This is a genomic window from Streptomyces nymphaeiformis, assembly GCF_014203895.1.
In the GTDB taxonomy this organism is placed as follows: domain Bacteria; phylum Actinomycetota; class Actinomycetes; order Streptomycetales; family Streptomycetaceae; genus Streptomyces; species Streptomyces nymphaeiformis.
Genome location: NZ_JACHJY010000011.1, coordinates 16214 through 38761, shown reverse-complemented (window position 1 = coordinate 38761; position 22548 = coordinate 16214). Strand labels below are relative to the sequence as shown.

Here is a 22548-nt window from a genome sequence, read left to right as displayed (position 1 = left end):
CTACGGCGAGGGGGTTCCGGCGCGCTCGGCGGCCAGCTCGCGGGCGGAGGCGAGCCGGTAGGGCACGTCGATGACCACGACGTTCTGCACGAACAGCAGACGGGCCTTGAGGCGCAGCGCGATCTGGTTGTGCAGCGGCCGCTCCCACCAGTGCCCGACCACGTACTCGGGGATGACCACCGAGACCACCGACTCCCCCGTCCGCTCGGGCGCGTCCCGGACGTGCCGCAGGACGGGCTGGACGATCGAGCGGTACGGGGAGCTGAGCACCCTCAGCGGTACGTCGATGCCGTGCGCCTCCCAGGTCGCGCGGAGCACCTCCGCCTCCGCCGGGTCCTCGGCGACGGTGACGGCGGTGAGCGAGTCGGGGCGCAGGGTCCTGGCGTACGACAGCGCGCGGAGGCTCGGGGCGTTGACGGAGGCCACGAGGACGAGGATGTGGTTCTCGGCGAGGGTGTGGGGCCGGTCCCCCGGTGCGACGGCGACCTCGGCGGCGACGGTGTCGTAGTGCCGCCGGACGGCCTTCATCCCGGCGTAGAGCAGCGGCATCGCGATGACGACCAGCCAGGCGCCGTGGGTGAACTTGGTGATCAGGACGATGACGAGGACGACCGCCGTCAGGCAGGCGCCGAAGGCATTGATCGCGAGCCGGCGGTGGACGGTGCGGCGGTCGGCGGCCCCGGTTCCGGAGGGGCTGGCGAGTTCTCGCCTCCAGTGCTTGACCATGCCGGCCTGGGAAAGGGTGAAGGAGACGAAGACGCCGATGATGTACAGCTGGATGAGGCGGGTCAGCTGTGCGTCGAAGGCCACGATGAGGGCGATCGCGGCGAGCGCGAGGAGGACGATGCCGTTGGAGTAGACGAGCCGGTCGCCGCGGTGGACGAGCTGGCGGGGCGCGTAGCGGTCCCGGCCGAGGACCGAGGCGAGCATCGGGAAGCCGTTGAAGGCGGTGTTGGCCGCCAGGATCAGGACGCCCGCGGTGACGGCCTGGAGCGCGTAGAAGAGGACGTGCCAGTCGCCGAAGGTGGCCCGGCCGATCTGGGCGAGCGCGGTGGGCATCGGGGTGCCGGGGGCGAGCCCGAGCTCCGTGGGGTCCTCCGCGACGTGGACCTCGTAGACCATGGCGAGCACGGTGATCCCGAAGAACATGGTCGCGGAGAGCGCGCCCATGATCGCGAGCGTCATGGCCGCGTTGCGGCTCTTCGGCTTCGCGAAGGCCGGGACGCCGTTGCTGACGGCCTCGACACCGGTCAGCGCGGTGCAGCCGGAGGCGAAGGCGCGCAGGGCGAGCAGCACGAGCGCGATGCCCGCGTAGGTGGAGACCTCTTCCACGGGCAGGTCGGCGGACTCGGCGCGGATCGTCGTGCCCATCGCCATCCGCACCGCGGCCACGGCGAACATCAGGTAGACGACGGCGATGAAGGCGTACGTGGGGGCGGCGAACCAGCGCCCCGACTCGCGGACCCCGCGCAGGTTCATCCACGCGAGGACCACGACGAAGAACACCGAAAGGGACACGGCGTGCCCGTCGAGCGAGGGGGCCGCGGAGGTGATGGCGGCGACCCCGGAGACGACGGAGACGGCGACGGTCATCACGTAGTCGATGAGCAGCGCGGACGCGGCGGTGAGCGCCGCCCTGCGGCCGAGGTTCTCGGCGGAGACGACATAGGCCCCGCCGCCGCCCGGGTAGGCGTAGCAGGTCTGCCGGTAGGAGGCGACGACGACCACGAGCAGCACGACGATGCCGGCCGCCGCGTACCAGGCCAGATGGAGCACGGCGAGACCGCCGAGGCCGAGGACGAGCAGGATCTCCTCGGTGGCGTAGGCGACGGAGGAGAGCGGGTCGCTGCAGAAGACGGGGAGGGCGATCCGCTTGGGCAGCAGCGTCTCCCCGAGCCGCCCGGTGTCCAACGGACGACCTACGAGCAGGCGTTTCGCCGCACTTCCAGCTCTCATAAGTGCTGAAGTTAGGACGAATGGTATGTAATGCGCGGAAGCCGCGCCCTGAGGGGAGCCCGCACGCCCTGGGGATCCCCGCACGAGGAAGGACGAGACGCGTGAGCGCAGTACGCATGGCCGGCCGGCCCCTGCAGATCGCCGAGGTCGCCGCACGGACCGAACTGTCGCTGCGGACCATCCGGCAGTACGAGGACAGCGGCCTGGTGGTCCCCTCCGCGGCCTCGCCGGGCGGCTTCCCCCTCTACACGGACGCGGACGTGTCCCGGCTGATGGTGGTCCGCCGGATGAAGCCGCTCGGTTTCACCCTCGACGAGACCCGCGAACTCCTCACGGCCGTCGACCGGCTGTCCGACGGCGGACTCGAACCGGACGAGCGGGCGGCACTGACGGCCCGCGTCCGCCGCTACGAGACGGCAGCGGCGGAGCGCGTCGCCGAACTGCGGGCCCAGCTGGCCCGCGCGGAGGAGTTCGCCGACTCCCTCCGCACCAGCCTGGCCTAGGGCCTACGCCGCCAGCGCTTCTCCGAGGACGCGGAAGAAGCGGGCGTACGCGGTGGGGCTGGGCGGGGTCTCGGGGTTCCAGGGAGTGAGGCGGACCCCGGAAGGAAGCTCGTACGGCGGGGTCGCGTTCGCCCGCTCGTCGAAGAGGACGAGGCCGGGCCGGAGCGCGGCGACCCGGTCCCAGTCGCCGGTGAGCCAGTTGGCGCCGGGCCCCGGGCCGGGGTCGAGCAGCCGCACGCCGAGCCCGGCGAGATGCGCCAGCTCGGGCCAGGCCTGCGGCCGGGCGAGGTGCACCTGTTCGGGCCCGGCGCCGGAGAGCGCGAGCACGTCGAGACGGGAGCGGGCGGCGAGGTCCCGGAGGGCGGCCTCGGCGGAGGCGAGGTGCTCCGCGCCGGAGGCGTCTTCGAGGGGTTCGGTGCCGAGGCTCGTGGCCAGCGCGGAGAAGCGGTCGAGGATCGCCGGCAGGGTGAGCTCGTTGCCGACGGAGAGCGCGGCGAGCGGGACCCCGAGCCGCTCGGCGACCGCCTCGTCGAGCGCGTACGGACTCTTGCCGTCATAGGTCACGTCGACGATCACGTCCGGGCGCAGCGCGCGCAGCACCTCCTCGTCCAGGGCTCGGCCGGGCCCGAGGTACGGCACTCCGGCCGCCCCGAGACCGCCCGCCTTGGCCGGATCGAGCGCCGCGCCGTCGTGCCCGGAGCCGTACACGGCGACCGGCGCCACGCCCAGGTCGAGCAGCGCCGCCCCGGCCCGCACGTACGCGACGACGCGCAGCGGCACGCGGGCGGCCCCCAGCTCCGTACCCCTGTCGTCCGTGAATCCCCATCCCTCTGTTCCGGACATGCGGCTGCTCCCTCCCCGGCCGGAATCTCCCTCGTCCGTCACCTTGGAGCGCTTCCCCGGACCGCACAAGAGGGCCTGCCTCCCGGGCCACCCCTGCCGAAACCGCCCCAAGGGGTGTTAACTGAACGGGTCGGGAGGAAGCAGTAGGAACCTGGAGTGCGCCATGTCGTTGCCCGGCCCGTTCCCGGACCCCCGCGTGATCACGCTCTTCGGCCTGCTCGCCGTCTCGACGGTGGCGTGGCTGGCGCTGAACCTGCGCGCCAGGGCGCGCGCCCGCCGCGAGCCGGCGGTCACCCCGCTGGAGCGGATCTGGCACCCGCAGGAATCGGTGCCCCTGACCCCCGAGGAGGAGCACGCGTTCGGCCAGGTCGTCTCCCGGCTCACCCTGGGCCCGGCGGGCCACCTGCACTGACCGGGCCGCGCTCCGCATCTAGCATGCGGACCATGTCCGCCTCCGCTCCCCGACCCCGACGGGACACCCGGGGCATCGTCGACCCCGCCGAGCTGCTCTCCCGGGTCCGCTTCCGCCGCCACGTCCCGGCGCCGGAGCTGCGGCCGTACCTGGAGCACTACTGGCTGATGGACTGGGAGCTGCCGGAGCCGTACGCGAGCCATCTCGTCCCGCACCCGTCGGTGAACGTCGTCTTCCAGAGGTACGGACGGCTGGGCGCCCCGGCGGAGGACGCGAGGGCCTGGGCCGAGGTGTCGGGGGTGGGGCTGGGCCTGTTCACGCAGAAGCTGACGGAGACGGGCCGGGTCTGCGGGGTGCAGTTCCGACCGGGCGGCTTCAGGCCCTTCGCGCCCGCGTGGCCGGTGTCGGAGTGGACGGGCCGGCGGGTGCCGCTGGGAGACGTGTTCCCGGGCGGGGGCGCGAGCCCCCTGGCCGCCGTGCTGTCTCCCGAGGACGACCACGCGCGCGTGGCGGCGCTCGACGCGTTCCTCCTGGCCCACGGACCGGCACCGGACCCGGCCGCGGAGCAGGCCATGGAGCTGGTTGACCTGGTCCGTTCGGACCGGACGGTCCGCACGGTGGCCCGGCTGGCCGCCGCGAGCGGCCTGTCGGCGCGCTCGCTCCAGCGCCTGTTCGCCGGCCACGTCGGGGTCGGCCCGAAGTGGGTGATCCTGCGCTACCGGTTCCACGAGGCCCTGGAGCGCGCGGAGGCGGCGGGGGTCCCCGACTGGGCGGGCCTCGCCGCGGAGCTGGGCTACAGCGACCAGGCCCATCTCGTACGGGACTTCACGGCGACGATCGGGGTGCCGCCCACGGCGTACGCCCGCGCGGTGTCAGTGCCCTGACCTAGCGTACGGACATGGACGACGACACCTCACCCGTACGCCTGGAGCCCTGGTCCGAGGAGGACGCCGGCCTGCTGCGCGCCCTGAACGCGCCGGATCTGATGCACCACCTCGGCGGGCCGGAGACCGAGGAGCAGCTGGTCCGGCGGCACCGGCGGTACGTGGACCTGAGCTCCGACGACACGGGCGCGGGGCGCATGTTCCGGATCGTGCTGCTGCCGGAGCGGGCCGTGGTGGGCAGCATCGGTTTCTGGGCGCAGACCTGGGACGGCGAGCCGGTGTACGAGACGGGATGGGCGGTGCTGCCGGGCTTCCAGGGCCGGGGCCTCGCCACGTCCGCCACGCGCGCGGTGGTGGCCGAGGCGCGGGCGGCGGGGCGGCACCGCCATCTGCACGCGTTCCCGTCCGCGGACAACGCCGCGTCGAACGCGGTGTGCCGCAAGGCCGGGTTCGAGCTGCTCGGCGAGCGGGACTTCGAGTACCCGCCGGGACGCCCGATGCGCTGCAACGACTGGCGGTTCGACCTGGGTTAGCCGGCGTCCGGCGCGGTCAGCGGCCGGACGAAGTGGAAGGCGACGATGTCGAAGCGCTCGCGCAGGTAGAAGCGGTGGGCGCCGGTGCGGTGGGTGCCGGAGTCCAGGTTGAGCTCGTGGCAGCCGGCCGCGCGGGCGTGGTCCTCCAGGTGGGCGATGAGCGCGTGGCCGACGCCGGTGGAGCGGTCGGCGGCGGCGGTGACGAGGTCGTCGACGTAGAGCTGGCGCAGGGAGCTGGTGTTGACGACGATCCGCCAGCCGGCCGCGCCGACGCAGCGGCCGCCGTCCGTGTAGGCGGCGCTGAACCGCAGCCCCTGGGGGTGCCCGCCCTCGTAGACCTCGCGGAAGAGCTCCGGGGTGAGGTGGGGGCGGAGCTCGGAGAGCACGGGCAGGAGGTCGCTCTCCAGCCGGGGATCGCCCGGGGCGAGGTCGATGATCTTCATGTCGGGGACGGTACCCCAGGTTTTTTCAGGGTTGACGGAAAAGACGGAACCTCGGATATTTATCTGCACAGCACAGAGAATGCGCAACGCAGCTACAGCCTTCCAAGGAGCCTCACATGACCGTCCTCGTCACCGGAAGCCGCGGCCGGGTCGCCGCCACCCTGCTCGCCCTGCTCGACGCGGCGGGCATCGAGGCCAGGGCCGGATCGAAGAAACCGGCGGACCTCTCCCCACCCCCGAACGTCGACACCGCGCGGTGCGACCTCACGGATCCGGCCACCTTCGACACCGCGCTGGACGGCGTGGACGCGGTCTTCCTGTACGCGGAGGCGGCGCACGCCGACACGTTCGCGGACCGGGCCCGCGCTGCCGGCGTCGAGCACGTCGTCCTGCTCTCCTCCAGCTCGGTCCTCGCCCCGGACGCAGCCGAGAACCCGATCGCGTCGTCCCACCTGGCGGCCGAGCAAGCCCTGTCGACCGCCGCCGATTCGGGCGCCTTCGAGACCACCCTCCTCCGCCCCGGCGCCTTCGCCACGAACGCCCTGCAGTGGGCGTGGGCACTCAAGGACGGCCACGGACCGGCCCTGCCGTACCCGCACGCGCACGTCGACCCGATCCACGAGCGGGACGTCGCCGAGGCCGCCTTCGCGGTGCTCACCGAGCCCCGGCTGCGAGGCTCCGCGTACCACCTGACGGGCCCCGAGTCGCTGGACTTCACGGAGCAGCTGGCGATCCTGGCGAAGACGACGGGCCGCCCCGCGCCGTACAGAACGGTCACCCCGGAGGAGTGGAAGGAGTCGGTGTCCCCCTTCCTCCCGGCCCCGTTCGCGAACGCCCTGCTCGCCTACTGGTCCTCCCACGACGGCCGCCCGACCCCCCTGACCGGAACGATCGAGACCCTGACGGGCCACCCGCCCCGCACGTTCACGACCTGGACCGAGGACCACGCGGAGGCCTTCCGCGCGTAAGGCACCGCTGCGGGCCCCCGCCCGCCGCCCGTTGCGGGCCCGCACCCCACCGGAACCGAATTCCCTGGCCCCCCGCCGGCCCGCAATGCCATCCTGGCCCCGTGAACGGACCCCAGATCCAGATCAGCTTCGCCCCCGCCCTCCACCTCTTCGTCCCGGCGGAACGCCGCACCGGCCGCACCCCCCTCACCACCGACGGCACCTCGTCGCTCGGCCACGTGGTGGAGTCGCTGGGCGTGCCGCTCACGGAGGCAGGACGACTGCTGGTCGACGGGCACCCGGTGGACGCCTCGCACGTGCCCGGCGCGGGCGAGACCGTCGAGGTGGAGGACGTGGTCCGCCCCCAGCAGGCACCGCCCGGCGCCCCGCTCCGCTTCCTCCTGGACGTGCACCTCGGCACGCTGGCCCGCCGGCTGCGCCTACTGGGCGTGGACGCGGCGTACGAGAGCGAGGACATCGGCGACCCCGCCCTCGCCGCGCTCTCCGCGAGCGAGCGGCGCGTGATGCTGTCGCGGGACCGCGGCCTGCTGCGCCGCCGGGAACTGTGGGCGGGCGCCTACATCTACAGCGACCGCCCGGACGACCAGCTCCGCGACGTGCTGGAGAGGTTCGCGCCGCGGCTCGCGCCGTGGACGCGCTGCACGGCGTGCAACGGGGAGCTGACCGACGCCGACAAGGACACGGTGCGGGAGCGTCTGGAGCAGGGCACGGAGAAGACGTACGACGTGTTCGCCCAGTGCGGTGAGTGCGGCCGGGTCTACTGGCGCGGAGCGCACCACGCCCGCCTGGAGGCGATCGTCTCGGACGCGGTGCGGGAGTTCGGCGGGGCGGCGGCGCACTAAGAGGAAGCACCCCGGGGCGGAGGCCCCGGGTCAGAGGCCCCGGGTCAGCCGAGGTCACCCCCGCGCAGCCGCTCGACCTGCGCGGCACTGACCTCCACGGTGCGCCGCATGTGGGCGATGAGCAGCGCGACCTCGGCGTCGCTGTAGACGTCGAACATCGTGCCCCAGGTGCTGTTGAGCTTGCGCCAGAGCTCGCCGAGCTCCGCCATCCGCTCGGGGACGAGGGCCACCAGGACCCGGCGCCGGTCCTCGGTGTCGCGCTCGCGGGTCACGTAGCCGGCGCGTTCGAGGCGGTCGACGAGGCGGGTCGCGGAGCCGGTGGTGAGCCCGGTCAGCTCGGCGACCCGTCCGGTGGTCACGGGCTCTTCCTCCAGGCTGAGGAGGTTCAGGCACTGCACGTCGGTCGGGTGGAGCCCCAAGTGGTCGGCGACGGCCTGGTTGAACAGGGCGTAGGCGGCCATGTAGCGCCGGGCCTCCCCGTACAGCTCGGTCATGAGCGCCTCGCGCCGGACGGAACTCTTCTGCGTCATGCAGAGATTGTACGAACCAGGCACCGCGACGTCACGCCGGCAGGAGCCACCCCGGCATCAGGCACGACCCCGGCGCCTCAGGGCGCCTCGGCGGCTCAGGGCGCCTCGGCGGCTCAGGGCGCCTCGGCGGTGAGATAGCGCTGCACGGTGGGTGCCAGCCAGGCCACGACCTCCTCGGCGGACATCTCGACGGCCGGCGGCAGCAGCAGCACGTAGCGGACGAGCGCCATGCCGAGGATCTGGGACGCGACGAGCGCCGCACGGCGGGGCGCGTCCGCCGGGTCGGGGCAGACGCCGCGGGTGACCGGGCCGAGCTGCGCGGCGAAGATCTCGTGCACGCGCGCGGCCCCGACCTCGTTGGTGACCCCCACCCGCAGCATCGCGGTGAGGGCCTCGTCGCTCTCCCAGCGGTCCAGGAAGTGGGTGACGAGGGCGACCCCGACGTGCTGCGCGGGCAGGGCGCCCAGCTCGGGCATGCCGATCTCGATGGCGGACGCGGCGGCGAAAAGCCCCTGCTTGCTGCCGTAGTAGCGCATCACCATCGACGGGTCGATCCCGGCGTCGCGGGCGATGGCCCGGATGGTGGCGCGCTCGTATCCGTCGGAGGCGAAGCGCTCGCGGGCGGCCTCCAGGATGGCGGCCCGGGTGGCGTCGGAACGGCGGACGGTCGTCATACCAACAACTGTAGGCCAACAGGTGTTGACACGCCATCCGAGCCGCCCTACCGTTGCCAACGGATGTTGACCAACACCTGTTGACCAACATCCGTTGGCAAACGATCGTGGGCACCCTGGAGGCAGCCATGCGCACCAACAGCACCACGGACACGGACGTACTCGTCATCGGCGCGGGCCCCACCGGCCTCCTGCTCGCCGGCGACCTCGCCGCCGCCGGCATCGACGTCACCCTCGTCGAGCGCCGACCGCACGGCCTGGGCAACATGACCCGCGCCTTCGGCGTCCACGCCCGCACCCTCGAGCAGCTCGACGCCCGCGGCCTCGCGAACGAACTCCTCGCCACCGGCACCACCCTGACCAGCGCACGGCTCTTCGGCCGCCTGGACATGGACATGACCCGACTGCCCACCCGCTTCAACCACCTGCTCGTCACCCCGCAGTACGAGGTCGAGCGCCTCCTGGAGCGCCGCGCGGTCGACGCGGGCGTCACCTTCCGGTACGGGACGGAGCTGCGCGGACTGCGCCAGGACGCCGACGGCGTCACCGCCGAACTCACCGACCCCGACGGCACCCCGCTCACGCTCCGCGCCCGCTACCTGGTCGGCACGGACGGCCACCGCAGCTCGGTCCGCACCGCCCTCGGCCTGCCCTTCCCCGGCCGGTCCGTGATCCGCTCCATCGTCCTCGCCGACGTGCGCCTGACCGACGCGCCCACCGACTCCTTCAGCGTCGCCGGCGCCGGGGACACCTTCGCCTTCATCGCCCCCTTCGGCGACGGCTGGTACCGGGTCATGGGCTGGACCCGCACCCGCCAGGTCGACGACAGCGAGCCCGTCGACCTCGAAGAGGTCCGCGAGATCGCCCGCAAGGCCCTCGGAACGGACCACGGCATGCACGACGCCCGCTGGATCTCCCGCTTCCACAGCGACGAGCGCCAGGCCCCCGCCTACCGCGTCGGCCGCGCCTTCCTCGCCGGAGACGCCGCCCACGTCCACTCCCCCGCCGGCGGCCAGGGCATGAACACCGGCCTCCAGGACGCCGCCAACCTCTCCTGGAAGCTCACCGCCGTGCTCCGCGGCGAGGCGCCCGACCCCGAGGCCCTCCTCGACAGCTACCAGTCCGAGCGCCACCCCGTCGGCACCATGGTGCTCCGCAGCAGCGGCGCGATCGTCCGCCTCGCGATGGCCCACACCCCGCTCACCCGAGCCGCCCGCTCCCTCGCCGTCCGACTCCTGGGCGCGATCCGGCCCGCCTCGGCCCGCGCCGTGGGCATGATCAGCGGCATCGGCATCTCCTACGCCCCCGCGCCCGGCAGCCGCCGCCCCTCGGGCCGCCGCGCACCCGACGCCCACCTGCGCGAAGGCCGGCTCTACGAGCTGCTCCGCCAGGGCGAGTTCGTCCTGATCGCCCCGGAGGGAGCGAACCCGGCCCCGCCGGCCGGCACCCCCGTCACCCCGAAGCACCTCGTACGGGCCACCTGGACGGACCCGGCGAAGAAGGCCGCCGTACTGATCCGCCCCGACGGCTACGTCCACTGGACGAGCAACTGAAAGGAGGCCCGGACCGGCCCGGACTCAGAAGACGTAAGGATCCCCGGTGGCGAGCACGAGAACACGATGGCGGTCGTTCAACCGGTTCCGGTCGGCCACCCCGTCCCTCCAGGCCGTCGTGACCTCGACCGTCATCTCGTCCGGGAGGGCCGCGGTCCGCAGGTCGAGCGCCAGCTCGCCGGTGCCCCCAGCGGCCCCGAGCGCGCCCGTCCGGCAGGACACCACCCGGTCGCTGCTCCACAGACAGGCCGGCGGCAGCTCCTCGCCCCCCGCCATCGGCTCGGAGAAGGCGATCCGGACCGTCGCCTGGGGGATGTCGGAAGGCCCGTGGTTCTCACTGACGAGCCAGACGCCGACCCTCCCCTCCCAGAGGGAGACGTGCCCGTGATGGGACAGATCCGCCTCGGGCCCGGCCACCGGCCCCACGGCACCGGCACTCCCGCCCGCACCCACCACCGTCACGGCCGCGAGAACGACCCCTACCAAACCCTTCCAAAATCCACGCATAAGCACAAAATACCGACGACCGATCACATAGTCTGACAACTCATCAGCCCGCGTGTCCCCCGGCATGACACCCTGCCCTCATGCTGATCGCCCGCTCCATCGCCCTGTTCGTCCTCGCCGCCCTCTTCGAGATCGGCGGCGCCTGGCTCGTCTGGCAGGGCGTGCGGGAGCACCGCGGCTGGATCTGGATCGGCGCGGGAGTCATCGCCCTCGGTGTCTACGGCTTCGTCGCCACCCTCCAGCCCGACGCCGAGTTCGGCCGCGTCCTCGCCGCCTACGGCGGGGTGTTCGTCGCCGGCTCCCTCGCCTGGGGCATGGCCGCCGACGGCTACCGCCCCGACCGCTGGGACGTCACCGGCGCCCTCATCTGCCTCGCCGGCATGGCCGTGATCATGTACGCCCCACGAGGCCGCTGACCACGCCCGCCTATCCTGACCAGGCGATCCACCCGCAATCGACCACACGCGCGAGGAGCACGTCATGACTGCCGCCGGCACCCCCATCGCCGTCATCACCGGAGCGAGCAGCGGAATCGGCGCCGCCACCGCCCGACAGCTGGCCGCCGCCGGCTACCGCGTGGTCCTCACCGCCCGCCGCAAGGACCGCATCGAGGCCCTCGCCGCCGAGATCAACGAAGCCGGCCACCAGGCCACGGCCTACGCCCTCGACGTCACCGACCGCGCCGCCGTCGACGAGTTCGCCACCGCCTTCCGCACCCTCGCCGTCCTCGTCAACAACGCCGGCGGCGCCCTCGGCGCCGACCCGGTCGCCACCGGAGACCCCGAGGACTGGCGCCGGATGTACGAGGTCAACGTCCTCGGCACCCTCCACATGACCCAGGCCCTGCTCCCCGCCCTCACCGCGAGCGGCGACGGCACGGTGGTCGTCCTCTCCTCCACCGCCGGCCACTCCACCTACGAGGGCGGCGCGGGCTACGTCGCCGCGAAGAACGGCGCCCGCGTCCTCGCCGAGACCCTCCGCCTGGAGATCGTCGGCACCCCCGTCCGCGTCATCGAGGTCGCCCCCGGCATGGTCAAGACCGACGAGTTCGCCACGACCCGCTTCCGCGGCGACACCGACAAGGCGGCCAAGGTCTACGCGGGCGTCGCCGAGCCCCTCACCGCCGACGACGTCGCCGACACCATCACCTGGGCCTGCACCCGCCCCCCGCACGTCAACATCGACCTCCTGGTGGTCCGCCCCCGAGCCCAGGCCTCCAACACCAAGGTCCACCGCGAGCTGTAGGACCCGGACGCGCGAGAGGGGCCGGTGCACCGCACCGGCCCCTCTCGTCCCTGAAGGGAACCCCTCAGCCCTTCACACAGATGACCTGCTTCAGCTTGGCGACGACCTCCACCAGGTCCCGCTGCTGGTCGATGACCTTCTCGATCGACTTGTAGGCGCCCGGGATCTCGTCGACGACGCCGGAGTCCTTGCGGCACTCCACGCCCCGCGTCTGCTCCTCCAGGTCCCGCGTCGAGAAGCGCCGCTTCGCCGCGCTCCGGCTCATCTTCCGGCCGGCGCCGTGCGAGGCGGAGTTGAACGACGCCGCGTTCCCGAGGCCCTTCACGATGTACGAGCCCGTGCCCATCGAGCCCGGGATGATCCCGAACTCCCCGGAGCCGGCCCGGATCGCGCCCTTCCGCGTGACCAGCAGGTCCATGCCCTCGTACCGCTCCTCCGCCACGTAGTTGTGGTGGCAGGAGATCACCGGGTCGAAGGTCACCCTGGCCTTGCGGAACTCCCTCCGGACGACCTCCTGGTAGAGCGCCATCATGATCGCGCGGTTGTACTTCGCGTACTCCTGCGCCCAGAACAGGTCGTGCCGGTAGTCCGCCATCTGCGGGGTGTCCGCGACGAACACCGCCAGGTCGCGGTCGACGAGGCCCTGGTTGTGCGGCAGCTTCTGCGCCTGGCCGATGTGGTGCTCGGCGAGCTCCTTGCCGATGTTCCGCGACCCGGAATGCAGCATGAGCCACACCGAGCCGGACTCGTCGATGCAGAACTCCACGAAGTGGTTGCCGGATCCGAGCGTCCCCATCTGCAGGGCCGCCCGCTCCCGACGGAACTTCACCGCGTCCGCGACCCCGTCGAACCGCGCCCAGAAGTCCTCCCACCCCGCCGCGGGGAACTGGTACAGCCGCTTCGGGTCCACCTCCTCGCGGTGGAGGCCCCGGCCCACCGGGATCGCCTGCTCGATCTTCGAGCGGAGGCGGGACAGGTCGCCCGGCAGGTCGTTCGCCGTCAGGGACGTCCTGACCGCCGACATGCCGCAGCCGATGTCCACGCCGACCGCCGCCGGACAGACCGCACCCTGCATCGCGATCACCGAGCCGACGGTCGCGCCCTTGCCGTAGTGCACGTCCGGCATCACGGCCAGGCCCTTGATCCACGGCAGCGTCGCCACGTTCTGCAGCTGCTGCATGGCGCCGCCCTCGACCGAGGCGGGGTCGGCCCACATCCTGATCGGTACTTTCGCGCCGGGTACCTCTACGTACGACATACTTCCCCACTTCCCCCGAAAAGCCTGATAACGCAAAAACCGGAGCCAAAGCCCGTACAGGTGACAGCGGACCGGCATCAACGGCTGCGTGTGCGATAGACATTGTGTCCATCGGCCGAGTTCGCGCGGCAAACAGTTTTCGGGAAAGACTTCGGGTGAAGGGAGCCTGGGACCGTGCAGCGAAAGAGGTACGCACCCGGCCGCACCGGGTCCGCGGCTCGCACCGCCGTCGCCCTCGCACTCGGCCTCGGCCTGGGCGCCGGCCTCACCGCGTGCTCCGCCGGGACCCCCGCCGACGACATCGCCGTCGACGCCAAGGCAGGCCAGGCCTCCGCCCCCGTCGCGCCCCCCGGCCGCTACCGCACCCTCTTCGAGCCCTGCGGCGCCGTCCCGCAGGCCACCCTCAAGGACCTGCTCCCGGGCGCGGCCGCGCTGCCCGACGCCGAGCGCGACAAGGCGTACCGGGGCGTCGCGGCGGTCACGTACGACACGGACCGGCGCGTGGGCTGCACGTGGAAGGCCGACACCCCGGACACCTCGCACCGGCTGTCCCTCGACATCGAGCGGGTGGTGTCGTACGACGCGGCGGTCAGCGATGACGACCGGGCGCAGGAGGTGTACGTCCGCAAGCAGCTCGCGGCGGGCATCCCGGTACCGCCCACGGCGCCGCCGAGCCCGACGGCGACGGCGACGGCACCCCCCACGGGCAGCCCGACCACCTCCGCCACCGCCACCGCCGCGACCACGGCTCCGCCGGCCAAGACGCCGACGGGCGGCCCCGCCGACCCGGACGCCACGGAGTCGGCGACCGGTCTGGAGCCGCGCGTCCTCGAGGGTCTCGGGGACATCGCGTTCGTCGACGACGTCCTCAGCACGACGGGCGCGAACAGTCATCAGCGTGCCGTCAGCGTGGTCTTCCGCACATCGAACGTGATCGTGACGATCTCGTACCGGGAGCAGACCACGGGTTCCGCGGAGGACCCGGACAGTGCGGAACTGCAGGAAAAGGCCCGGAATCTGGCCCGGCAGCTGGCCGAGCGGCTGGAGGAGTAGCCGTTCGGCTGCGATCCGTGAGCGGACGGCGACCACGTAACGTGTCGGCGTACCCGTGGCCGTGGCCATGGCCGCGCCCGTGGCTCCGGCCGACGGGTCACCGGCCGACCGTACGACAAGCGACTGAAGGAACCATGCAGCGATCAGCTCCGCGAACGCGTCTCTCCCGCATACTCGCCTGCGCCGCCGTCCCGGTGATGCTCGTCGCCGCGGGGTGCTCCTCCTCGGATTCCGGGGACTCCGGCAAGACGCAGGGGGAGGGGCAGCAGGGTCAGGGCCAGACGTCGGCGTCGGCCTCCGTGACGCCGTCGCCCTCGCAGTCGACGAAGAAGGTCGAGCCGGCGAAGTTCGCGAAGCTCCCGCAGGTCTGCAAGGCGATCTCGGCGAAGACGACGGCGTCGCTGGTGCCGAAGGCGAAGACGAAGGGCGGCACGCCGGCGGCCTCCAGTGACCTGGCCAGCCGTGGCGGCTGCTCGTGGAACGGGCTCGACGACAAGGGCGTGAAGGGCTCTCAGTACCGCTGGCTGGACGTGTCCTTCTACCGCTACGACTCCGACGCGGTGCTCGGCAGCGGTCAGGAGCGCGCCCAGGAGAACCTGGCGAAGGAGCTGGCGAAGGTCCAGGAGACGCCGGGCGCGAAGAAGCTGAAGACCGTCACGGCGAACGGCATCGGGGACGAGGCGAAGACCGTCACGTACCAGCTGCGCAAGACGGACGAGGACTTCCAGTACACGTCGGTCCTGGTGCGGACGGGCAACGTGCTGGTTCTGCTGTCGTACAACGGCGCCGGTTACGCGGGTGCCGAGACGCCGTCGGAGAAGACGATCACGAACGGTGCGGGGACCGCGGTCAAGGAGGCCGTGGCGGCGGTCGCCGCAGCCAACAAGTAGTCACAAACCAGCGCAGAGTGCCACATTCGCGCGGAGCCCGTCCCTCCCCCGAGGGCCGGGCTTCGCTCACATGTGCCACTCTGTGCGCGCCGGATGTCGATTGACGGGAGGGTTCGCGGGTGGCCGCGATGCAGCTGACACGCACACACCGGATACTCATCGGCCTCGTCATCGGCGGTGCGCTGATCATCGCGGGGATCGGTTTCGCGGGTTCGTACGCCGCCGTGCGCGAGCTCGCCCTGCAGAAGGGCTTCGGCACCTTCTCGTACTTCTTCCCGATCGGCATCGACGCGGGCATCTGTGTGCTGCTCGCGCTGGACCTGCTGCTGACCTGGCTGCGGATCCCGTTCCCCCTGCTGCGCCAGACCGCCTGGGTGCTGACGGCCGCGACGATCGCCTTCAACGGCGCGGCGGCCTGGCCGGACCCGCTGGGCGTGGGGATGCACGCGGTGATCCCGGTGCTGTTCGTGGTGTCGGTGGAGGCCGCGCGGCACGCGGTGGGCCGGATCGCGGACATCACGGCCGACAAGCACATGGAGGGCGTCCGGATCACCCGCTGGCTGCTGTCGCCGGTGCCGACGTTCCGGCTGTGGCGGCGGATGAAGCTGTGGGAGCTCCGCTCGTACGAGCAGGTGATCAAGCTGGAGCAGGAGCGGCTGGTCTACCAGGCGCGGCTGCAGGCGCGTTTCGGGCGGGGGTGGCGGCGCAAGGCTCCGGTGGAGGCGCTGATGCCGCTGCGTCTCGCCCGGTACGGGGTGCCGCTGGCGGAGACGGCGCCGGAGGGCCTGGCGGCGGCGGGCATCGAGCCGGTCGTCCTGCCTGCGGATCCGCTGTCGCCGCTGCCGCAGCCGGTCGCACTGGCGGAGTCGCCGCAGCAGGCGGCGCTGCCGGCGCAGGTCCAGGGCCAGGTCCCGGCGCAGGTCCAGGCGCAGGTTCCCGGGCAGGTGCAGGTTCCCGGACAGGAGCAGGCCTCGGTCGGGCCGGTGAATCACGAGAGTCCGTGGTTCGACGCCACGCAGGTCTCCCCGGAGTCGTACGAGGGCACGTACAACCCGCAGATCGTGGAGGGCCTCGAACCCATGCCGGTCCCGGTTCCGCAGGGACCGGAGGACGTGCCGCCGGCGGGTCCGGAGGAGTTCGTGGAGTACCCGGAGTACGTGGAGCAGCCGGAGCAGCGGGTCGACGACTTCGAGGACGTCGTCTACAAGGTCATGGGGTCGTACGTGCTCGAGCACGAGCAGTTCCCGGCCGAGGCCGAGCTGGCACGACTGGTGGCCGAGCAGTACGGCCTTCCGGAGTTCCCGCCGAACGACATCGACCTGCTGCGGCAGGCGGTGCCGAGTGCGCAGGAGCGCGTCCAGCAGGCGAGGGCCGACGTGGACACCCCGTAGGAGAGACGTCGCACGTGAAAGGGCCGCCACCCGGATCCGGGTGGCGGCCCTTTCACGCACTCAGGTCACACACTCACGCACCGAGCAGCTTGCGCACCCGGTCCGCGCCGACCGCGAGCAGCAGCGTGGGCAGGCGGGGGCCCGTCTCACGGCTGACGAGGAGCTTGTAGAGCAGGGCGAAGAAGGCGCGCTGGGCGAGCTTCAGCTCGGGCGTCGGCTTGGCCTCGGGGTCGAGACCGGCCATGACCTTCGGGACGCCGTAGACGAGGGTGGTGAGTCCGTCGAGCGACCAGTGGGTGTCGAGGCCCTCCAGGAGCAGGCGGAGCGACTCGCGGCCCTGGTCGTCGAGGGTGCCGAGGAGCTCGGTGTCGGGCTCCTCGCGGACGATGGTGCGCTGGTCGGCCGGGACCTGGTTGGTGATCCAGTTCTCGGCGCGGTCGAGGCGCGGCCGGACCTCGTCGAGGGAGGTCACCGGGTTCTCGGGGTCGAGTTCGGTGAGGATCCGCAGGGTCTGCTCGTCATGGCCGGCGGTGATGTCCATGACGGAGGCGAGGGTGCGGTACGGGAGCGGGCGCGGGGTGCGCGGCAGCTCGCCGGCGGCCGTGCGGGCGGCGCGGGAGTGGGCGGCGGCGTCGGCGGGCAGGACGGAGCCGTCGGCGACCTTGGCCTCCAGCTTGTCCCACTCGTCGTAGAGCCGCTGGATCTCCTGGTCGAAGGCGATCTTGAAGGACTGGTTGGGCCGCCGGCGGGCGTACAGCCAGCGCAGCAGCTGCGGCTCCATGATCTTCAGGGCGTCCGCCGCGGTGGGCACGCCGCCGCGGGAGGAGGACATCTTGGCCATGCCGCTGATGCCGACGAAGGCGTACATGGGACCGATGGGCTGGACGCCGTCGAAGATGCCGACGATCTGCCCGCCGACCTGGAAGGACGAGCCGGGCGAGGAGTGGTCGACGCCGGAGGGCTCGAAGATGACGCCCTCGTAGGCCCAGCGCATGGGCCAGTCGACCTTCCAGACCAGCTTGCCCCGGTTGAACTCGCTGAGCTTGACGGTCTCGGCGAAGCCGCAGTTCGTGCAGGTGTAGGCGAGCTCGGTGGTGTCGTCGTCGTAGGACGTGACGGTGGTGAGGTCCTTCTCGCACTGACCGCAGTAGGGCTTGTACGGGAAGTAGCCGGAGGCGCCGCCGGAGCCGTCGTCCTCGGCCGCGGCGCCGGAGCCCTCCTCGGCCTCCAGCTCGGCCTCGTCGAGGGGCTTCTGGGACTGCTTCTTCGGGGCCTTCTTCGTCCGGTACTGGTCGAGGATGGCGTCGATGTCGCCGCGGTGCTTCATGGCGTGCAGGATCTGCTCGCGGTAGACGCCGGCCGTGTACTGCTCGGTCTGGCTGATCGGGTCGTACTCGACGCCGAGCTCCGCGAGGGACTCGACCATGGCGGCCTTGAAGTGCTCGGCCCAGTTGGGGTGGGGCGAGCCGGCGGGGGCCGGAACCGAGGTCAGCGGCTTGCCGATGTGCTCGGCCCAGGAGGCGTCGATGCCCTCGATGCCGTTCGGGACCTTGCGGTAGCGGTCGTAGTCGTCCCAGGAGATGAGGTGCCGGACCTCGTACCCGCGGCGGCGGATCTCGTCGGCGACCAGGTGCGGGGTCATGACCTCGCGGAGGTTGCCGAGGTGGATCGGACCGGAGGGGGAGAGTCCGGAGGCGACGACGACCGGTTTGCCAGGCGCACGTCGCTCCGACTCGGCGATGACCTCGTCCGCGAAACGGGAGACCCAGTCGGTCTCGGTGCTGCTCTGAGCCACGGTCGGTACGTCCTTCTTCCTGAGGGGTTCTGCCTGTCAGCCCTACGAGGACCATTCTCCCAGACGGAACGACACTCTCCGAGGTTGTCCACAGGCGGGGAAATCACGTTGCGCCGCCGTGGGACACTTGACAAGCGAATTAGACCTGACGGACTCAACAGGAACGGAAGCTCATGGCCTCGGTCCCTTCCCTCGCTTCGACCGTGCAGCAGCGCCTCGCGGACGGCCTCTCGGCGGCTCTGCCGGACGCCGCGTCCGCCGACCCGCTGCTGCGACGAAGCGACCGGGCCGACTTCCAGGCCAACGGCATCCTGGCGCTCGCCAAGCAGCTCAAGGGCAATCCGCGTGAGCTGGCGACGAAGGTCGTCGAGGCCATCCCGGCCAACGACGTCCTGAAGGAGATCGAGGTCTCGGGCCCCGGCTTCCTGAACATCACGGTGACCGACTCGGCGATCATCGACACCCTCGCGGCCCGTGCGGCGGACGCGCGTCTCGGCGTGCCGTTCAACGAGTCGGCGGGCACGACGGTCATCGACTACGCCCAGCCGAACGTGGCGAAGGAGATGCACGTCGGCCACCTGCGGTCCGCGGTGATCGGCGCGGCGATGGTCGAGATCCTGGAGTTCACCGGCGAGACGGTGGTCCGGCGCCACCACATCGGCGACTGGGGCACCCAGTTCGGCATGCTCATCCAGTTCCTGATCGAGCACCCGCACGAGCTGGACCACTCCTCGGAGTCGGAGGTCTCCGGCGAGGAGGCCATGTCGAACCTGAACCGGCTGTACAAGGCCTCGCGTGCCCTGTTCGACTCGGACGAGGAGTTCAAGACCCGGGCCCGCGCCCGGGTGGTGGACCTCCAGGCGGGCGACGAGGAGACCCTGGCGCTCTGGCAGCGGTTCGTCGACGAGTCGAAGATCTACTTCTACTCGGTCTTCGACAAGCTGGACATGGACATCCGGGACGGCGACGTCGTCGGCGAGTCCGGCTACAACGACATGCTGGTGGAGACCTGCCGCATCCTCGAGGAGTCGGGCGTCGCGGTCCGCTCCGAGGGCGCGCTGTGCGTCTTCTTCGACGACGTGAAGGGCCCGGACGGCAACCCGGTGCCGCTGATCGTGCAGAAGTCCGACGGCGGCTTCGGCTACGCGGCGACGGACCTGTCGGCGATCCGGGACCGGGTGCAGAACCTGAAGGCGACGTCGCTGCTGTACGTGGTGGACGCCCGCCAGTCGCTGCACTTCAAGATGGTCTTCGAGACGGCCCGCCGCGCCGGCTGGCTGAACGACGAGGTGAAGGCCGTCCAGCTGGCCTTCGGCACGGTCCTGGGCAAGGACGGCAAGCCGTTCAAGACCCGTGAGGGCGAGACGGTGCGGCTGGTGGACCTGCTGGACGAGGCGATCGACCGTGCCTCGGCCGTGGTCCGGGAGAAGGCCCAGGACCTCACGGAGGCGGAGATCGCCGAGCGTGGTGCTCAGGTGGGCATCGGCGCGGTGAAGTACGCGGACCTGTCGACGTCGGCGGCCCGCGACTACAAGTTCGACCTGGACCAGATGGTCTCGCTGAACGGCGACACCTCGGTGTACCTGCAGTACGCGTACGCGCGTATCCAGTCGATCCTGCGGAAGGCCGGCGACGCGAAGCCGGTCGCGCACCGGGAGCTGGGCCTGGCCGCCTCGGAGCGGGCCCTCGGTCTGCACCTGGACGGTTTCGGCGAGCTGATCGCGGAGACGGCCGCGGAGTACGCGCCGCACAAGCTGGCGGCGTACCTGTACCAGCTGGCCTCGCACTACACGACGTTCTACTCGGAGTGCCCGGTCCTGAAGGCGGACACCCCGGAGCAGGTCGAGAACCGTCTGTTCCTGTGCGAGCTCACGGCCCGCACGCTGCACCAGGGCATGGCCCTGCTCGGCATCCGGACGCCCGAGCGCCTCTGACACATCCGGAAGCGAAGCCCCCGGTACGGAACGCCGTGCCGGGGGCTTCGTCGTGTCCGCGTCGTCAGCGGATGGCGTGAGAGGTCCGGCCGGACACCTCGTCGATCTCCTTGTGGGCCTTCTGGAGCAGCTGCGAGGCGAGGTCCATGAGGGCGCGTGCGCCGGCGATCTCCTCGCCCACCCGAAGCTGGTCCGGGTCCGAGGGGTGCCGGTTCGCGGTGCCGTGGGCCCGGAACTCGGTGCCGTCGGTGAGCCGGACCATGGCCGCGGCCCGCGTCCGGTCACCTTCCTCCTTGAATTCCATCTCCACATGCCATCCGACAAGCGTGTGCATCATGAGGACCACCTCCACCGAGGACCTGTCGGCTACCACTCCAGGGTGCGCCGCCCGCTGCCGCCCCACCACTCGCCCCGTTGTCAGTGGGGCCGCCTACCTTCTGATCATGGCGATGATCCCGAACCAGCTGCCGAAGCTCGTGTCCGATCCGACGGGCCGCTCCTTCGGCCTCGACCTGCCGCCCGGCGCCCTCCGGGGCCCTGCGGACGACCCGTACCTCTGGTCAGGGCACGGTCCGGCGGGGCCCGCCGCGTGGGGCGCGCTGCGTCCGGCGGCCCGTACGGCGGGGCTGCTGCCGGTGCTGCTGGGCGTCGACCGGAGCCTGGAGGAGTGGGAGCTGGAGCCGGGGCGGATGAGCGACCCGGCCGACCACGAGGCGGACGAGGTTCTGGCCGGGTTCTGGGGGTCTCGCGGGGAGGGCGGCTGGCCGGGGCCGGCTCCGGCGCAGCCGGTCGACACGGACCCCGACCGGGCGGCGGCCACCGTCGCGGAGATGCTGACAGAGCCGGGTTTCTGGCTGGAGGACGCCCGGCCGGCGCTGGTTCCGGCGCGGCGCAGCGCGGACATACCGGCGGTGATCGGCTGGGGCGGGCCGCTGAACCACGAGAACGACGTGGCGCGTCTGTGCGCGGTGCTGCGCTCGTGGGAGGACCGTTTCGGCGCGCGGGTCGTGGCGCTCACCTTCGACCAGCTGGTGGTCTCGGTGGCGGCACCGCCCCGGACCCTGGAGGAGGCCGGGGCGGTGGCGGCGGAGCACTACGCGTTCTGCCCGGACAACATCGACCAGGGCCCGCACGGCGGCTTGCGCTGGTACGCCGAGAAGGCCCTCCTGGACACTCCGGTGTGGACCTTCTGGTGGGACTAGGTCCCGGTCAGCGGCGCCCGGCGGACAGCCACTGCGCGGCCTCGGTCGCCCAGTAGGTGAGGATCATCTGGCCACCGGCGCGGCGGATGCCGGTGAGGGTCTCCAGGATCGCCTTCTCGCGGTCGATCCAGCCCTTCTCGGCGGCGGCCTCGACCATGGAGTACTCCCCGCTGATCTGGTACGCGGCGACGGGGACGTCGACGGAGGCGGCGACCTTGGCGAGCACGTCCAGGTAGGGGCCCGCGGGCTTGACCATGACCATGTCGGCGCCCTCCTCCAGGTCGAGTGCCAGCTCGCGCAGGGACTCGTGGAGGTTGGCGGGGTCCTGCTGGTAGGTCTTGCGGTCGCCCTTGAGGGAGGAGCCGACGGCCTCGCGGAACGGGCCGTAGAAGGCGGAGGAGTACTTCGCGGTGTACGCGAGGATCGACACGTCCTCCTTGCCGATGGTGTCGAGGGCGTCGCGGACGACTCCGACCTGCCCGTCCATCATTCCGGAGGGGCCGACGACGTGGACGCCGGCGTCGGCCTGGACCTGGGCCATCTCGGCGTAACGTTCCAGCGTGGCGTCGTTGTCGACGCGGCCGTCGGCGTCCAGGACGCCGCAGTGGCCGTGGTCGGTGAACTCGTCGAGGCACAGGTCGGACATGATGACGAGCTCGTCGCCGACCTCGGCCTTCACGTCCCGGATGGCGACCTGAAGGATCCCGTCCGGGTCCGTGCCGGCAGTGCCGGCGGCGTCCTTCTTCTCGTCCTCGGGCACGCCGAAGAGCATGATCCCGGAGACCCCGGCCTCCAGCGCCTCCACGGCGGCCTTCCGCAGGGTGTCCCGCGTGTGCTGCACGACCCCGGGCATGGCCTGGATCGGCACGGGCTCGGTGATCCCCTCGCGCACGAACGCGGGAAGGATCAGGTCGGCGGGATGCAGCCGCGTCTCGGCCACCATCCGACGCATGGCAGGTGTCGTCCGCAGCCGCCGCGGCCGCGCCCCGGGAAAGGATCCGTACGAGTTCATAGCCCCGAGGCTACGCCTGCCCCCACCGTGCCTTTACCAACACCTTGTGGGCATACGCCCCGCCCGCACAGCAGCGGGGCGCGGGCCCGTGAACCGGACCCGCGCCCCGAAAGAACCGCT

At 71.8% G+C, this 22548-nt stretch carries 24 protein-coding genes; 14 read left to right on the top strand and 10 right to left on the bottom strand.

Translation table 11 applies throughout. From position 1 onward, the window contains the following. A complete protein-coding gene (locus tag GGE06_RS33445) occupies positions 1-1956 on the bottom strand; it encodes an APC family permease (protein ID WP_184932549.1) in 1956 nt (651 codons plus the stop codon). A 116-nt stretch (positions 1957-2072) separates the two neighbouring features. Between GGE06_RS33445 and GGE06_RS33440 the strand changes: the two genes are divergently transcribed. Further along, positions 2073-2459, top strand: a complete 387-nt coding sequence (locus GGE06_RS33440) for a MerR family transcriptional regulator (protein ID WP_184932649.1) — start codon at positions 2073-2075, stop codon at positions 2457-2459. A 3-nt stretch (positions 2460-2462) separates the two neighbouring features. Here the strand turns inward: GGE06_RS33440 and GGE06_RS33435 are convergent, their stop codons facing one another. Next, entirely contained in the window at positions 2463-3302 is an 840-nt protein-coding gene (locus tag GGE06_RS33435) for a substrate-binding domain-containing protein (protein ID WP_184932548.1), read from the bottom strand. A 163-nt stretch (positions 3303-3465) separates the two neighbouring features. Here GGE06_RS33435 and GGE06_RS33430 point away from each other — a divergent pair, with 163 nt between their 5' ends. The 3 genes from GGE06_RS33430 to GGE06_RS33420 are packed head-to-tail and all read left to right on the top strand — an operon-like array spanning position 3466 to position 5131. Then, positions 3466-3714, top strand: a complete 249-nt coding sequence (locus tag GGE06_RS33430) for a hypothetical protein (protein ID WP_116160393.1) — start codon at positions 3466-3468, stop codon at positions 3712-3714. A gap of 32 nt (positions 3715-3746) precedes the next feature. Then, entirely contained in the window at positions 3747-4598 is an 852-nt protein-coding gene (locus tag GGE06_RS33425) for a helix-turn-helix domain-containing protein (RefSeq protein WP_184932547.1), read from the top strand. Positions 4599-4612: 14 nt separating this feature from the next. Further along, the gene (locus GGE06_RS33420) at positions 4613-5131 is read left to right on the top strand and encodes a GNAT family N-acetyltransferase (protein WP_184932546.1); all 519 of its coding nucleotides are present in this window, start codon (positions 4613-4615) and stop codon (positions 5129-5131) included. On the opposite strand, the gene GGE06_RS33415 is transcribed toward GGE06_RS33420, so the two are convergent. Beyond that, entirely contained in the window at positions 5128-5574 is a 447-nt protein-coding gene (locus GGE06_RS33415) for a GNAT family N-acetyltransferase (RefSeq protein ID WP_116160390.1), read from the bottom strand. The genes GGE06_RS33420 and GGE06_RS33415 overlap by 4 nt on opposite strands. Positions 5575-5690: 116 nt before the next feature. Between GGE06_RS33415 and GGE06_RS33410 the strand changes: the two genes are divergently transcribed. Continuing rightward, positions 5691-6542, top strand: coding sequence for an NAD(P)H-binding protein (locus GGE06_RS33410; RefSeq protein WP_184932545.1), 852 nt, complete (start codon positions 5691-5693; stop codon positions 6540-6542). A gap of 101 nt (positions 6543-6643) precedes the next feature. Beyond that, a complete protein-coding gene (locus tag GGE06_RS33405) occupies positions 6644-7384 on the top strand; it encodes a Mut7-C RNAse domain-containing protein (RefSeq protein ID WP_116160388.1) in 741 nt (246 codons plus the stop codon). Between the two features lie 44 nt (positions 7385-7428). Here the strand turns inward: GGE06_RS33405 and GGE06_RS33400 are convergent, their stop codons facing one another. Further along, positions 7429-7914 (bottom strand): MarR family winged helix-turn-helix transcriptional regulator, encoded by a 486-nt coding sequence (locus GGE06_RS33400; RefSeq protein ID WP_116160387.1) that lies wholly within the window; start codon positions 7912-7914, stop codon positions 7429-7431. A gap of 113 nt (positions 7915-8027) precedes the next feature. After that, positions 8028-8588 carry a TetR/AcrR family transcriptional regulator gene (locus GGE06_RS33395; RefSeq protein WP_116160386.1) on the bottom strand — a complete coding sequence of 187 codons (561 nt, stop codon included), beginning with the start codon at positions 8586-8588 and terminating at the stop codon, positions 8028-8030. A 128-nt stretch (positions 8589-8716) separates the two neighbouring features. On the opposite strand from GGE06_RS33395, the gene GGE06_RS33390 reads away from it, so the two are divergent. Then, the gene (locus tag GGE06_RS33390) at positions 8717-10141 is read left to right on the top strand and encodes an FAD-dependent oxidoreductase (protein ID WP_184932544.1); all 1425 of its coding nucleotides are present in this window, start codon (positions 8717-8719) and stop codon (positions 10139-10141) included. A gap of 24 nt (positions 10142-10165) precedes the next feature. On the opposite strand, the gene GGE06_RS33385 is transcribed toward GGE06_RS33390, so the two are convergent. Beyond that, positions 10166-10558, bottom strand: coding sequence for a hypothetical protein (locus GGE06_RS33385; protein WP_312883391.1), 393 nt, complete (start codon positions 10556-10558; stop codon positions 10166-10168). Between the two features lie 170 nt (positions 10559-10728). Here GGE06_RS33385 and GGE06_RS33380 point away from each other — a divergent pair, with 170 nt between their 5' ends. Continuing rightward, positions 10729-11064, top strand: a complete 336-nt coding sequence (locus GGE06_RS33380) for a YnfA family protein (protein WP_116160384.1) — start codon at positions 10729-10731, stop codon at positions 11062-11064. A 64-nt stretch (positions 11065-11128) separates the two neighbouring features. After that, complete coding sequence (locus tag GGE06_RS33375; RefSeq protein ID WP_116160383.1) at positions 11129-11893, top strand: SDR family NAD(P)-dependent oxidoreductase; 765 nt, start codon at positions 11129-11131, stop codon at positions 11891-11893. A gap of 64 nt (positions 11894-11957) precedes the next feature. On the opposite strand, the gene GGE06_RS33370 is transcribed toward GGE06_RS33375, so the two are convergent. Continuing rightward, a complete protein-coding gene (locus tag GGE06_RS33370) occupies positions 11958-13151 on the bottom strand; it encodes an RtcB family protein (RefSeq protein ID WP_116160382.1) in 1194 nt (397 codons plus the stop codon). Positions 13152-13325: 174 nt separating this feature from the next. On the opposite strand from GGE06_RS33370, the gene GGE06_RS33365 reads away from it, so the two are divergent. The 3 genes from GGE06_RS33365 to GGE06_RS33355 all read left to right on the top strand — a co-directional run bounded on the left by GGE06_RS33365 (position 13326) and on the right by GGE06_RS33355 (position 16485). Then, on the top strand, positions 13326-14204 hold the full coding sequence (locus tag GGE06_RS33365) for a DUF3558 domain-containing protein (RefSeq protein ID WP_116160381.1): 879 nt from the start codon (positions 13326-13328) through the stop codon (positions 14202-14204). 134 nt (positions 14205-14338) lie between these two features. Continuing rightward, positions 14339-15094 (top strand): DUF3558 domain-containing protein, encoded by a 756-nt coding sequence (locus tag GGE06_RS33360; RefSeq protein ID WP_116160380.1) that lies wholly within the window; start codon positions 14339-14341, stop codon positions 15092-15094. A gap of 119 nt (positions 15095-15213) precedes the next feature. Further along, entirely contained in the window at positions 15214-16485 is a 1272-nt protein-coding gene (locus tag GGE06_RS33355; protein ID WP_184932543.1) for a DUF2637 domain-containing protein, read from the top strand. A gap of 73 nt (positions 16486-16558) precedes the next feature. Here the strand turns inward: GGE06_RS33355 and lysS are convergent, their stop codons facing one another. Then, a complete protein-coding gene (gene lysS, locus GGE06_RS33350; protein ID WP_116160379.1) occupies positions 16559-18280 on the bottom strand; it encodes a lysine--tRNA ligase in 1722 nt (573 codons plus the stop codon). 173 nt (positions 18281-18453) lie between these two features. Between lysS and argS the strand changes: the two genes are divergently transcribed. Continuing rightward, positions 18454-20214, top strand: a complete 1761-nt coding sequence (argS, locus tag GGE06_RS33345; protein WP_116160378.1) for an arginine--tRNA ligase — start codon at positions 18454-18456, stop codon at positions 20212-20214. 64 nt (positions 20215-20278) lie between these two features. Here argS and GGE06_RS33340 read toward each other — a convergent pair whose 3' ends face one another. Beyond that, the gene (locus GGE06_RS33340; protein WP_116165466.1) at positions 20279-20548 is read right to left on the bottom strand and encodes a DUF1876 domain-containing protein; all 270 of its coding nucleotides are present in this window, start codon (positions 20546-20548) and stop codon (positions 20279-20281) included. 109 nt (positions 20549-20657) lie between these two features. On the opposite strand from GGE06_RS33340, the gene GGE06_RS33335 reads away from it, so the two are divergent. Then, on the top strand, positions 20658-21416 hold the full coding sequence (locus tag GGE06_RS33335; protein WP_184932542.1) for a DUF4253 domain-containing protein: 759 nt from the start codon (positions 20658-20660) through the stop codon (positions 21414-21416). A 7-nt stretch (positions 21417-21423) separates the two neighbouring features. Here the strand turns inward: GGE06_RS33335 and hemB are convergent, their stop codons facing one another. Continuing rightward, complete coding sequence (gene hemB / locus GGE06_RS33330; protein WP_116160376.1) at positions 21424-22428, bottom strand: porphobilinogen synthase; 1005 nt, start codon at positions 22426-22428, stop codon at positions 21424-21426. Between the last annotated feature and the right edge of the window lie 120 nt (positions 22429-22548).

Bases quoted from the DNA above. Each gene is read 5' to 3' on its own strand.
- GGE06_RS33395 (WP_116160386.1), bottom strand. From the start codon at position 8,588: ATGACGACCGTCCGCCGTTCCGACGCCACCCGGGCCGCCATCCTGGAG.
- GGE06_RS33380 (WP_116160384.1), top strand. From the start codon at position 10,729: ATGCTGATCGCCCGCTCCATCGCCCTGTTCGTCCTCGCCGCCCTCTTC.
- argS (WP_116160378.1), top strand. From the start codon at position 18,454: ATGGCCTCGGTCCCTTCCCTCGCTTCGACCGTGCAGCAGCGCCTCGCG.
- GGE06_RS33430 (WP_116160393.1), top strand. From the start codon at position 3,466: ATGTCGTTGCCCGGCCCGTTCCCGGACCCCCGCGTGATCACGCTCTTC.
- GGE06_RS33415 (WP_116160390.1), bottom strand. From the start codon at position 5,574: ATGAAGATCATCGACCTCGCCCCGGGCGATCCCCGGCTGGAGAGCGAC.
- GGE06_RS33420 (WP_184932546.1), top strand. From the start codon at position 4,613: ATGGACGACGACACCTCACCCGTACGCCTGGAGCCCTGGTCCGAGGAG.
- GGE06_RS33390 (WP_184932544.1), top strand. From the start codon at position 8,717: ATGCGCACCAACAGCACCACGGACACGGACGTACTCGTCATCGGCGCG.
- GGE06_RS33440 (WP_184932649.1), top strand. From the start codon at position 2,073: ATGGCCGGCCGGCCCCTGCAGATCGCCGAGGTCGCCGCACGGACCGAA.
- GGE06_RS33370 (WP_116160382.1), bottom strand. From the start codon at position 13,151: ATGTCGTACGTAGAGGTACCCGGCGCGAAAGTACCGATCAGGATGTGG.
- hemB (WP_116160376.1), bottom strand. From the start codon at position 22,428: ATGAACTCGTACGGATCCTTTCCCGGGGCGCGGCCGCGGCGGCTGCGG.
- GGE06_RS33410 (WP_184932545.1), top strand. From the start codon at position 5,691: ATGACCGTCCTCGTCACCGGAAGCCGCGGCCGGGTCGCCGCCACCCTG.
- GGE06_RS33340 (WP_116165466.1), bottom strand. From the start codon at position 20,548: ATGCACACGCTTGTCGGATGGCATGTGGAGATGGAATTCAAGGAGGAA.
- GGE06_RS33435 (WP_184932548.1), bottom strand. From the start codon at position 3,302: ATGTCCGGAACAGAGGGATGGGGATTCACGGACGACAGGGGTACGGAG.
- GGE06_RS33375 (WP_116160383.1), top strand. From the start codon at position 11,129: ATGACTGCCGCCGGCACCCCCATCGCCGTCATCACCGGAGCGAGCAGC.
- GGE06_RS33400 (WP_116160387.1), bottom strand. From the start codon at position 7,914: ATGACGCAGAAGAGTTCCGTCCGGCGCGAGGCGCTCATGACCGAGCTG.
- GGE06_RS33445 (WP_184932549.1), bottom strand. From the start codon at position 1,956: ATGAGAGCTGGAAGTGCGGCGAAACGCCTGCTCGTAGGTCGTCCGTTG.
- GGE06_RS33335 (WP_184932542.1), top strand. From the start codon at position 20,658: ATGGCGATGATCCCGAACCAGCTGCCGAAGCTCGTGTCCGATCCGACG.
- GGE06_RS33425 (WP_184932547.1), top strand. From the start codon at position 3,747: ATGTCCGCCTCCGCTCCCCGACCCCGACGGGACACCCGGGGCATCGTC.
- GGE06_RS33360 (WP_116160380.1), top strand. From the start codon at position 14,339: ATGCAGCGATCAGCTCCGCGAACGCGTCTCTCCCGCATACTCGCCTGC.